Raw genomic sequence first — 11,652 nt, 5'->3', positions numbered from 1 at the left:
GGTGCAAGTTCGTCTAATGGATAAAGCCGACCTTGATAGTGCGGCGTTAGTTCACCAAGCTACTTTTGTTCGACAACAAAACTCGAAGAATTGGTTACAATGTAACTTAAATGCAGCGCCACGCTTTCTTAACTTTGTTGCAGAAAGTGAAGGTGAGATTGTTGGTTACATTATATGGGTTCAAAAGAGTGGGTTTAGGCCTGAAGCTGTTTTAGAGTTGGAGCAACTTGCTGTGTTACCGAGTGCACAAGGGAAAGGATTGGGTAAAACGCTGATTCTAGGCTCTTTGCCGCAAGTGAAGCAGAAACTTGCAGAGCAAGGCTCGATACTAAAACACGTATTAGTGACCACCAGGGCGGACAACTTTGCACAAAAGCTGTATCAATCTACATTGGGTGCAGAAGTAGAAACTACGATTTCAAATCTGTACTCTGCGGATGAAGTGCTTATGATAGCTCGCAATGTCGGTGAGCGAATCTAATCGCTGAGTTCTTAGAACTTATTATAATCATCAGTAAATGTTCAATAAGGGGCTTCTAGAGTCCCTTTTGTTATTTCTAGGAAGTGTTTTGAAGAAAGTTTTAGCAATTGGCTACGTTTGGCCAGAACCGAATTCATCGGCGGCTGGCAGCCATATGATGTCACTTTTACGCCTGTTTAAGCGACAAGGCTGGTCTGTTGAATTCGCAACGCCTGCTCAAGAGACCGAGCATATGATCGATCTCTCTGAAGAGGGTATCACGAGCCAATCTATTGAACTGAATTGCGATAGCTTTGATCAGTACATCGAACAGCTACAACCTGATGTTGTCATGTTTGACCGTTTTATGATGGAAGAACAATTTGGTTGGCGTGTTGAGAAGGTATGTCCTAATGCCTTTAAGCTATTGGATACTGAAGATTTACAGTTCCTACGTAATGCTCGACATGAAGCTGTTAAAAAAGAGACAGATCTGACGAAAGAGCATCTTTACAGTGATCTGGCCAAACGTGAAATTGCCGCGATTCTGCGCTGTGATCTTTCGTTGATCATTTCAAGCTACGAGATGGAGCTGCTCCAATCTGAGTTCAATATCAATCCAAAGCTTCTACATCATCTACCTTTCATGGTTGATCTTAATACTTTGCCTGAACGCACGAAAAGTTATGAAGAACGTAAGCATTTCATGACGATAGGTAATTTTAGGCATGCACCTAACTGGGATGCAGTGCTTCAGTTACAGAAGGTTTGGCCGAAGATTCGTAAGCAGTTGCCTGATACTGAGCTTCATATATACGGTTCATACCCGCCACCAAAGGCAACCGCTTTGCACAATCCTAAAACCGGTTTCCACATCAAGGGTTGGGCTAAAGATGCTCAAGAAGTGATGGAAGAGGCACGTGTATGTGTTGCGCCATTACGTTTTGGTGCGGGCATTAAAGGTAAGTTGCTTGACGCGATGAAGCTACAAACCCCGAATGTGACCAGCGAGATCGGCAGCGAAGGCATGCTACCGCAAGGAGAGCTGCAATGGCCGGGTGCGGTGGCTGATGATATCGATGAGTTTGTGGCTGCAGCAGTTGAGCTTTATCGCGATGAAGAAAAGTGGCTTGAAGCCCAAAGCCAGTGTCACTCTATTCTTGAAGCGCATTACGAGCAAGATAAGTTAGGAAATCAACTGATCGAACGAATAACTGCGTTGGTTTCTGAGCTTGATTCTCATCGATTAGATAATTTCTTCGGTTCAATGCTCAAGCACCACACCATGGCAAGCACCAAGTACATGTCACAGTGGATAGCTGAAAAGAACAAGACTAAGTAGCTGATACAGCTCAAATGAAATCAAAAGCCCTTAGGTTAGCGCCTAAGGGCTTTTTGTTTGTTGGGAGCTCACAGCTAGCTGAATGACAAGGAACCGATTGTGGGTATAAATGGGATAACTTACATTAGCATTGACTAATTTATATTTATTAGTAAACTCTAATTTACTGTGATTGAAAGTTATGATGTTTGTGGATAGGAGAGGTCTGTGTTGAGTTTGATTCCTTGGAATGCCTTTTTCGGAGGCATGCTGTTGGGCATGTCGGCCATTGTGTTAATGCTCGGGATTGGTCGAGTCGCTGGTATTAGCGGAATTGTCAGTCGATTATTGCCTGTTCGCATCAGTAACAAAGAAAGTAAAAGTACGGATACAGAAAAAACGGAAAAGCAATGGCGCATCGCATTTGTTGTTGGAATGGTCGTAAGTGGTTGGTTGTTGATTCCTACCGGTTACCAACTCCCACAACTGGAAGAGATGAATTTCGTAGTGGTGGTTATCGCTGGTCTGTTGGTTGGCTTTGGCACTAAAACAGCGAATGGTTGTACAAGCGGACATGGCATTGTGGGCATGGCGCGTTTATCTAAGCGTTCAATTATCGCGACTTGTGTATTCATGGGTGTCGCAATGGCTACTGTGCTTGTTAAGAACCTAATAGGTTTGGGGGCATAATGAAAAACTCTTCATTTACTATCGTTGTTGGTTTGCTTGCTGGAGTCTTGTTTGGATCGGGTATGATTATTTCAGGCATGGTAGATCCTAACAAGGTACTAGGCTTCTTAGATGTGACTGGTGATTGGGACATAAGTCTGGCATTCGTAATGGGCGGTGCACTGATGGTGTTTGCGCCGTTTTATCATCTAGTCATTAAAAAGCGAGATAAAGCGATCAATGGTGAGCGATTAGATAGCCGCAATAATCCGGTAATCGACAGAAAGCTGATTGTGGGTTCCACAGCGTTTGGCTTAGGTTGGGGGCTTGCTGGCTTTTGTCCTGGTCCAGCGGTGACCAGTCTTAGTGGTGGCAACCCTACCGTATGGGTATTTATGATAAGCATGCTAGTGGGTATGTGGCTTGCAGGTCTAACGAATAAAACCTGTTAGGGTAAACTTATCGTGTGTCCAATTGGCTTGATATAAGTATTTGAGAGGTCGACTCGCTTTAGCTCTATAGCCAGTCGGCCTCTTTTTCGAACTACACCTATTAGTTGATGGTCGTTGAAACTGGACAGTGATCGCTGAGTTTGTAGTCCAGAACATCTTGTGTTTTGAATACTTGTTGTTTCGCAGGATCTGCATTCAATGATTCACTTACCACAATATGATCAATAACAGAGCGGAACTGATGCGTGCGATGGTTGTTGCGGTTAGAGCGCACTTTGCAGTCTGCGCGTGTCTTTCGTGTCGCTAACTGCGCATCAGTATATTGTGTTAACTCTTTCCACATCCAATCTCGTGAGTACGCGAGGTTATGGTTAAAGTCGCCAAGAATGGCGTAGTCTTCGTTATTGCGCTCTCTTTGCTTTATCCACTTGTTCAATTGCTGAGCTTGCTCTTTTAAACGTGAGCAATCGCGGTTGGACTTATACGCGCCGCTGCAGCCTGCCTTTAAATGAACAGATAGCATGTGAATGGGTTTAGTCTCTGTCTCTATAACGATATAGCTGGCAAACCTAAGTTTACTGTTGGACGTAGTTTCGAGTGGAAAGTCAGCGTAGTCGGTGAGGGTTACTCCTTTACGAACCGCAAACCCCGTGTATTGGTTCACTTCTTTAAATTGGTGGTTGCTGTTCTTAGGTAGCGCCCGGTCAGACATTAAGATCTGATATTGATCACCAGCCACACGCTGAATAGCATTTACGTCATCGACTTCTTGAAACGCAACCACATCGGCGTTTAAGGATTGAAAGTACGTTCCGAGTTTATCGAAGTCGGCTTGCTCTCGTTTATCAGAAAACTTATTCACAGCCTCGTTGGTTGATAACCATTCGATATTCCAACTGGATATGGTTAAAGGTTCAGCAATTGCTTGGTTACCGATTAGGCAGCCTAACATTAACCACTTTTGTAGTCGTTTCATCCCAAATATCCCTAAATTTGTCGACCAATATTGATGAGCCGTTATCCTACAACACTTACCAAAAATTCAACTCTTTTTACCAGTTTTTTTATTGTTACATTGTTTCTTTTCGAGTTGAGAACTAGCGTAATAATATTGAATTGATCTTAGTCAGCGTTCTCTTTTTATTGATCCAAATCAATACTCAAGTTTGGTGGTTCTCGTTAAATACGCCACAATATCTAGTGTTAGTTTAACGGTAAATCGCTCTATATAGTGTGTTTGTGGATAAGTCTGTGAATACCTCAAGAGTAAGGAGAAGTGGTGAAATCAATCGTAATCAAGCGTGATGGCTCAAGAGCTCCATTCAGTAGAGATCGCATCCAGGCTGCAGTGGAAGCAGCATCAGACAAAACCGATAAGGAAATTGCTATTTATGCATTGAATGTGGCATTAGCAGTTGAGTTGAAGCTCGAAGACTACGATGAAGTTCATATCTCTGAAATTCAAACCATGGTCGAGAACGAGCTAATGCAGGGACCATACAAGTCTTTGGCACGCGCATACATCGAATATCGTCACGACCGCGACATCGCTCGTGAAAAGCAAAGTGCGTTAACTCGTGAAATCGAAGGTTTGATCGAAGAAAGCAATGTTGATCTAATCAACGAAAACGCGAACAAAGATGGCAAAGTAATCCCAACTCAGCGCGACCTGCTAGCAGGTATCGTGGCTAAACACTATGCAAAAACTCACATTTTGCCACGTGACATCGTACATGCTCACGAGTGTGGTGACATTCACTACCACGATTTAGACTACGCACCGTTCTTCCCGATGTTTAACTGTATGCTTATCGACTTGAAAGGCATGTTAACGCATGGCTTCAAGATGGGTAACGCGGAAATCGATACGCCTAAGTCTATCTCTACCGCAACGGCGGTAACTGCGCAGATCATCGCACAAGTGGCGAGCCACATTTACGGCGGTACAACGATCAACCGTATCGACGAGGTTCTAGAACCTTACGTGATGGCAAGTTACGAGAAGCATTTATCGTTAGCGAAAGAGTGGGACATTCACAGCCCAGAAGCGTTTGCTATTTCTCGCACTGAGAAAGAGTGTTACGACGCATTCCAATCTCTAGAGTACGAAGTAAACACACTGCACACCGCTAATGGTCAAACGCCATTCGTTACGTTTGGTTTTGGCTTAGGTGAAAGCTGGGGCTCGAAACTGATTCAGCAATCTATCTTGAAGAATCGCATTGCAGGTTTGGGTAAGAACCGTAAAACAGCCGTGTTCCCTAAACTGGTCTTTGCTATCAAAGATGGTTTGAACCACCAGCCACAAGATCCAAACTACGATATCAAGCAACTGGCACTTGAGTGTGCGTCTAAACGTATGTACCCAGACATTCTTAACTACGACAAGGTAGTAGAAGTGACAGGGTCATTCAAAACACCTATGGGTTGCCGTAGCTTCTTGAATACATACGAAGAAAATGGCGAACTTATCCATGAAGGCCGTAACAACTTAGGTGTTGTGAGCTTGAACTTGCCACGTATTGCGATCAACGCAAAACAAGATATGGCTAAGTTCTACGAGTTGCTTGATGAAAAACTGAAGCTTGCTCGTCGCGCATTAGAAACTCGTATTTCTCGTCTAGAAAATGTGAAGGCACGTGTTGCTCCAATCCTATACATGGAAGGTGCATGTGGTGTTCGCTTGAAAGCGGATGATTCCATTGCAGATATCTTCAAGAACGGCCGTGCTTCTGTTTCTCTTGGTTACATTGGTATCCATGAAGCGATGACTGCACTTTACGGCACTGAGGTTCATTTGTACGACGATGGCGAAATGCGTACTAAAGCGCTTGAGCTAGTGGAGTACATGAAGCGTGAAGTGGAATCTTGGACGAAAGAGACAGGTTACGCGTTCAGCCTTTACGGCACACCAAGTGAAAACCTATGTAGCCGTTTCTGCAGTATCGATACCAAAGAGTTTGGTGTGATTGATGGTGTAACAGACCGTGGTTACTACACAAACAGCTTCCACTTAGACGTGCAGAAGAAAGTGAACCCATACGATAAGATTGATTTCGAGATGCCTTATCCTGAAATTTCTAGCGGTGGTTTCATTTGTTACGGTGAATTCCCTAACATGCAGAAAAACATCGAAGCACTAGAGAACGTATGGGATTACAGCTACACACGTGTTCCTTACTACGGTACCAACACGCCGATTGATGAGTGTTACGAGTGTGGTTACAACGGTGAGTTCGATTGTACGAGTAAGGGCTTTACTTGTCCTAAGTGTGGCAACCATGACTCAACTAAAGTATCAGTAACACGCCGTGTTTGCGGTTACCTTGGTAGCCCAGATGCACGACCATTTAACTTCGGTAAGCAAGAAGAAGTTAAACGTCGCGTGAAGCACCTTTAGTGAGCTTTAAGATCGTAAGCTAGCTTACTTAGAAGATCTACGTTTCACGAGACAAGATTGGTATCGGCTTAATGTCGATACCAATTTATTGGTTTCACTACTCGCTACATTTTAAGTAACCCATTAAGCCATCACGAGTTTTCAATACTGCCTTATGAATTATCATCAATATCATCCAATCGACGTTGTAAACGGCCCAGGCACACGATGCACCTTGTTCGTATCGGGTTGCGTGCACCAGTGCCGTGGGTGTTATAACCAGTCGACGCAAAGGTTGGATTCTGGGCATTTGTTCACTCAAGAGCTACAAGACCACATTATTGCCGATCTTAATGATCCGCGAATCAAACGCCGTGGTTTATCGCTTTCTGGTGGTGATCCTCTACATCCTGCGAACGTTTCTGAAATACTGAAGTTGGTTAAGCGTGTAAAAGCAGAATGCGAAGGTAAAGATATCTGGATGTGGACTGGCTATGAACTTGATGAATTGGATGAGAATCAGAAGCAAGTGCTGGAATACGTTGATACCTTAATTGATGGGCGTTTCGAACAAGATAAAGCAGACCCAATGCTGGATTGGCGTGGTAGTTCAAACCAAATTATCCATCGATTCACTGATATCTGAGGTTGTCGTCACTTCGTAGGTTTGTGAACGAAAAAGGGCATCATGGTTAGCGCAATGCAATCAATCAGCCCTTGGGTGTGAGTTCTTTTCGTTTGTTTTAGTAGTTCAAGTCAGTATTTAGGCGGCCAGTTGGTCCGGCTCTTCTATGAGGTTGTTTATCCATTTCTTAGAGTGGATTCGTTGGCTAGTTAATGCGATCTTCGCTAGCTCCTCCAGCAACACAATCATCAACACCCATTCTAAAGACCAGCCAAGTACTAAAGCAGTGAAATAGGCGAGGGGAATACCAATTGCCCACTGACCAAATATGTCGATAAAGATGCTGTAATTGATGTCACCACCGCTTTTCAATACGCCTCCTATGCCAACCATATTGAAGACTCGTAGTATCATGCCAGCCGCCATCACCAACGTGACATTAACCGCTGTATCTTTGAGTTCCAGATGCGTTAAATCGATCAATTGCACAATGGCGGGTTTGGCGATAAAACACACCAGTGCTAGCAAAGTAGCAAGCGCACAACTCACAAGCACATAGCCCCAAGCGGTATTTTCAACCCGTTGATAGTTTTTAGCACCAATCTCATTACCAAGGATGATCGAGGCGGCAACGGCAAAACCTAAGAAAGCCGAAATTAAGATACTTTCTACTGGCGATAACAACGAGATGATCGCAAGCTCGCCAACGCCAATCTGACCAACAATGACATTGTAAATCAGTATTCCACCCGCCCACGCCGTATCGTGAACTAGCATAGGAATCGCGATCTTGAAGTACTTCTTTCTGTGCTTAGGCAAGATGGCATCGCGCAAACTGCCGATTGTAGGGAACAAATGTGAATAGTGTTTTCTTGCCATTACTACCAGCGCGACAGTTTGAAAGCATCGTGAAACCGTAGTGCCGATCGCTGCGCCAACCACACCTAGCTCTGGGAAACCAAACAATCCGAAGATAAGCAGTGCATTTAGAATTGCATTGACGATGATTGCCCAAATACTGATTTTTGTGGGCAATTTCGCTTCACCAACCGATCGCAGTGCGCTTTCTAGTGGCACTACAATTGCGGTACCAATAAGGCTGGCTCCTGTTATCCAAAGGTAATCCGTTGCCAAGCGGATGTAATCAGGGTCTGAGGCCACTACAGACACGACTGATTCAGGAACCAATGTATAAATCAAAACAAAAGGGATGATGGCCAAAATAGACAGTGCCCATGATTGCGCCAACACACGTCGGATGCCGTTAAAGTCACCCGCTCCGAAATATTGCGAAGCTAGCACGCTCACTGCACCACTAATCCCAGACACCATGATCAAATTAAAAAAGAATATGCGGTTGCCAACGCCGACCGCTGCCGTTGCTGCGTCACCGAGTTGATTGACCATGAAAATATCAACTACGCCGAGCAGTGAGAACAGCATAGTTTGTAATGACACAGGCAAACCGATGTGCAGTAGCTTTTGCCAAAAATCTTTGTCTAAATGACGATATGTAGAGAGCATCGCATTTCCCTTGTCGTTAATATGCAAGAAGTGTATCGGCATTTAATTTCACTGTATTGTTCATACTCATCACAAACTTTTGTCAAACTATCTACTTTTATGGTTTGGTCACCTAAATGAGCTGGCACCGGAATGAGCGAAAAGCAAGAGCGATACGAGATCTCTGAAAAGACACATCAAGAGTTTGTCGACCAAAGCCATGTTCTGGCATTCGAAGAGCTAGGTATCGTTCAGTGTGGTACAGCGTCGTGCCGCGAATTCTTCTCGGTATATAGAAAGAATCAACAGAAACACATGTTGTTGTTCACTGTTAGAGGGAAAGGTTGGTTAGAGAGTGGAGGGTGCCGTTACATTCTAGAGCCGGGATCCTGCATTACGGTCCCATCCGGCATCGAGAATGGTTTTGGAATTGAAGAAGAAACATGGCAGATAGCGTGGATCTTTTTATCGCCGGATAAACACTGGGATAATATCGTCAGTGATGAAATCAATTATATGCTCTCGCCTGCGGCAGAAGTTGTCTCGTCTTGCATACATACTCTGTTGAGAAGCATTGCCTTGCCGATTGATTTGGGTGGTGCTATCGCCAATCACAGTGTGGCACAGATTGAGTTTTTGATTAATGCACCGGTTCCTAACCACCAGTCACGAAATCTGGTCCGTTTGAGGCGCGTATTCGACAATGTTCAAAAGCAGCTTCACAAAGAGTGGAATGTACATGAATTAGCAAACTTGGTTCCTTGTTCAGAGCCTCACTTCCATCGCTTGTGCCAGCGTTATTACTCTCATAGTCCGATGACACATATCATGCGAATGAGAATGGAGTACGCGGCGCGTTTATTGAAATCGAGCGACTGGTCTATTCAACACATTGGTGAGATCGTTGGGTATCCTAATGCGGCCAATTTTAGTACTCGATTTAAAGCATGGTCGGGAATGACACCAAGGCAATTCAAACGTGGCGCCACAATTGGGAGCTGATTGTTATCTACACTCACTTTTATTAGTGGAAATATTAATAGTTGTTTGATTTTTGCACGAATTTGCCCGGTAAAATGACCAATCTCTGATTACTTCTGTGAACTCAGCGCTTCTCTTAAAAAATGTTTCTGATTTGACTACGATAATGTTAACGTGAAGTTCATTACTTGAATTTCAAAGGGTTGTGACTTTCATGTTTTCACATCTACCAAAACCAACTTTAGATCCAATTCTATCTCTTTCTGTTGCTTACCGCGGCGATACTCGCACTGACAAAGTCGATTTAGGCATTGGCGTTTATAAAAACGACCAAGGCGAAACACCTATCATGAAAGCCGTATCTATGGCTCAAGATATCGTTGTTGAAACACAGAAAACTAAAGCTTACGTTGGCCTAGCGGGCTGTGAAGAGTTTAACCAAAGCATGGTTGATCTGCTGCTTAAAGGGACTTCTGCAATGGATCGTGTTGCTGCGATTCAAACACCAGGTGCAAGTGGTGCACTTCGAATGTTGGGTGACTTAATGAAAGTTTCTCAACCAGACACCACAGTTTGGATTTCAAACCCAAGCTATGTGAACCACAAACCTGTGATGGAAGCGGCAGGCTTAAAAGTTCGATACTACAATTACTTCAGTCCTGAAACGAAGCAAGTGGATACTGCAAGAATGTTAGATGACCTATCGAAAGCGGGTCCATCAGACGTGGTACTACTGCACGGTTGCTGTCATAACCCAACGGGTGCTGATATCGACTTTGAAGCGTGGCAGGAAATCACGAAATTGTCGCAGAAAAATGGTTTCTTACCGTTCGTTGATATTGCTTACCAAGGCTTTGGTGACGGTCTAGAAGAAGATGCAAAAGGTCTTCAACACATGGCGAACAACGTGGAAGAGATGTTAATTACTACCTCTTGCTCAAAGAACTTCGGCTTGTACCGTGAAAGAACGGGCGCTGCGATTGTGATTGGTAAAAACAGCGAACATGTTGGCAATGCGAAAGGTAAGTTACTGACGCTTGCTCGCTCAACTTACACCATGCCGCCAGATCACGGTGCGGCGTTGGTAAAAACAATTCTTCAGAATCAAGAGCTAACAACGATTTGGAAGCAAGAGTTGAGTGAAATGCAGCAACGTTTGTTAAATCTGCGCCAAAGTTTATGTGATGAATTGCGAAATACTTATAACACGTCACAATTTGATTTCATTGAAAGTCATAAAGGTATGTTTACTGTACTAGGCTTTAAAGAAACTCAAATGAATCAATTACGTGAAGAATATGGCATCTACGGTGTTGGTGATGGACGCATCAATATTGCAGGCCTTTCTGAATCACATATTCCTTACGTAGCGAAAGCGATAGCCAACGTATCAAAATAATAGAAGGTGACTGAATGTATAATTGGAAAGCGATTGTAACCCTAATGTTAAGTGGCGGCTTGTTTGCTTGTACAACCACGACTCAAGTACCGGTTGAACCAGAGCAAAAGCCTCAGATCGAACAACCAGTTGTTGACGATTCTTCTAAGACAGACGCAACTGAAGGCGACAAAGTAACGGAACCTGCAGAGAAGCCTGAAGAAGTAAAACCAACTGAACCAGAAGCGAAACCAAAGCCTGAAGAAAAACCGGTAGCAAAACCAACCAAAACCAGTGACGGTAAACTGATCCTTGGTGAGGAAGAGTGGGTATTTGTTCCTGGCTTGAAAGAGGCATTTAAAGCGCGTGTAGATACCGGTGCGACGACATCTTCAATCAGCGCTGTTGATATCGTAGATTTTGAACGTGACGGTAAAGATTGGGTTAAGTTCAAAATCGAGCACGATGGCATCACAACAGAAGAGATCAGCCTACCTGTAGAACGTTGGGTTAAGATCAAGCAATCAAGTGCAGAAGGCACACAACGTCGTGCTGTGGTAGTTGCTTCGATCCAGATTGGTGATCTAAAAGACAAAACTGAATTTACTCTAGCAGACCGAACGCACCTTTCTTTCCCACTTCTGTTGGGAAGAAGCTTCTTTAGAGATGTGGCGGTTGTCGACGTAAGCAAGAAATACGTTCAGAAGAAAGTGACTAAATAGTTTCAGAGCTATTCTGACACGTTAACTTTCTAATAATCGAATCCCTGCTAATTGAATTAGCAGGGATTTTTTCGTTTTTTCGACCGTAATTGGGGTAAATACTGATAATTCTGCTCTGTACGTCATCCGTTCACTGTTTAGCCTCGACAATGTGATCCTGAT

At 43.9% G+C, this 11,652-nt stretch carries 11 protein-coding genes; 9 read left to right on the top strand and 2 right to left on the bottom strand.

Annotation, left to right across the window (positions count from 1 at the left end; genetic code table 11):
* Positions 1-16: 16 nt before the first annotated feature.
* The 4 genes from L0991_15655 (at position 17) to L0991_15640 (ending at position 2,902) form a co-directional block, all read left to right on the top strand.
* Positions 17-481, top strand: a complete 465-nt coding sequence (locus L0991_15655; GenBank protein XGB65457.1) for a GNAT family N-acetyltransferase — start codon at positions 17-19, stop codon at positions 479-481.
* Positions 482-569: 88 nt separating this feature from the next.
* The gene (locus L0991_15650; protein XGB64984.1) at positions 570-1,802 is read left to right on the top strand and encodes a glycosyltransferase family 4 protein; all 1,233 of its coding nucleotides are present in this window, start codon (positions 570-572) and stop codon (positions 1,800-1,802) included.
* A gap of 207 nt (positions 1,803-2,009) precedes the next feature.
* Positions 2,010-2,471, top strand: a complete 462-nt coding sequence (locus tag L0991_15645; protein XGB64983.1) for a YeeE/YedE family protein — start codon at positions 2,010-2,012, stop codon at positions 2,469-2,471.
* A complete protein-coding gene (locus tag L0991_15640; GenBank protein ID XGB64982.1) occupies positions 2,471-2,902 on the top strand; it encodes a YeeE/YedE family protein in 432 nt (143 codons plus the stop codon). The genes L0991_15645 and L0991_15640 overlap by 1 nt, the downstream gene beginning before the upstream one ends.
* 100 nt (positions 2,903-3,002) lie before the next feature.
* Here L0991_15640 and L0991_15635 read toward each other — a convergent pair whose 3' ends face one another.
* Positions 3,003-3,878 (bottom strand): endonuclease/exonuclease/phosphatase family protein, encoded by an 876-nt coding sequence (locus L0991_15635; protein ID XGB64981.1) that lies wholly within the window; start codon positions 3,876-3,878, stop codon positions 3,003-3,005.
* A gap of 303 nt (positions 3,879-4,181) precedes the next feature.
* Here L0991_15635 and nrdD point away from each other — a divergent pair, with 303 nt between their 5' ends.
* Positions 4,182-6,302, top strand: a complete 2,121-nt coding sequence (gene nrdD, locus L0991_15630) for an anaerobic ribonucleoside-triphosphate reductase (protein XGB64980.1) — start codon at positions 4,182-4,184, stop codon at positions 6,300-6,302.
* A gap of 154 nt (positions 6,303-6,456) precedes the next feature.
* Complete coding sequence (gene nrdG, locus L0991_15625) at positions 6,457-6,927, top strand: anaerobic ribonucleoside-triphosphate reductase-activating protein (protein XGB64979.1); 471 nt, start codon at positions 6,457-6,459, stop codon at positions 6,925-6,927.
* Between the two features lie 117 nt (positions 6,928-7,044).
* Here nrdG and L0991_15620 read toward each other — a convergent pair whose 3' ends face one another.
* Complete coding sequence (locus tag L0991_15620) at positions 7,045-8,472, bottom strand: MATE family efflux transporter (protein ID XGB64978.1); 1,428 nt, start codon at positions 8,470-8,472, stop codon at positions 7,045-7,047.
* A gap of 90 nt (positions 8,473-8,562) precedes the next feature.
* Here L0991_15620 and L0991_15615 point away from each other — a divergent pair, with 90 nt between their 5' ends.
* The 3 genes from L0991_15615 (at position 8,563) to L0991_15605 (ending at position 11,490) form a co-directional block, all read left to right on the top strand.
* A complete protein-coding gene (locus L0991_15615) occupies positions 8,563-9,411 on the top strand; it encodes an AraC family transcriptional regulator (GenBank protein ID XGB64977.1) in 849 nt (282 codons plus the stop codon).
* 193 nt (positions 9,412-9,604) lie between these two features.
* Positions 9,605-10,789 (top strand): aspartate/tyrosine/aromatic aminotransferase, encoded by a 1,185-nt coding sequence (locus tag L0991_15610; GenBank protein ID XGB64976.1) that lies wholly within the window; start codon positions 9,605-9,607, stop codon positions 10,787-10,789.
* Between the two features lie 14 nt (positions 10,790-10,803).
* A complete protein-coding gene (locus L0991_15605; GenBank protein XGB64975.1) occupies positions 10,804-11,490 on the top strand; it encodes a RimK/LysX family protein in 687 nt (228 codons plus the stop codon).
* Positions 11,491-11,652 lie beyond the last annotated feature (162 nt).

Source organism: Vibrio chagasii (genome assembly GCA_041879415.1).
In the GTDB taxonomy this organism is placed as follows: Bacteria; Pseudomonadota; Gammaproteobacteria; order Enterobacterales; family Vibrionaceae; genus Vibrio.
The sequence above is the reverse complement of the archived record's forward strand: the minus strand, read 5'-3'. Positions and strand labels throughout refer to the sequence as shown.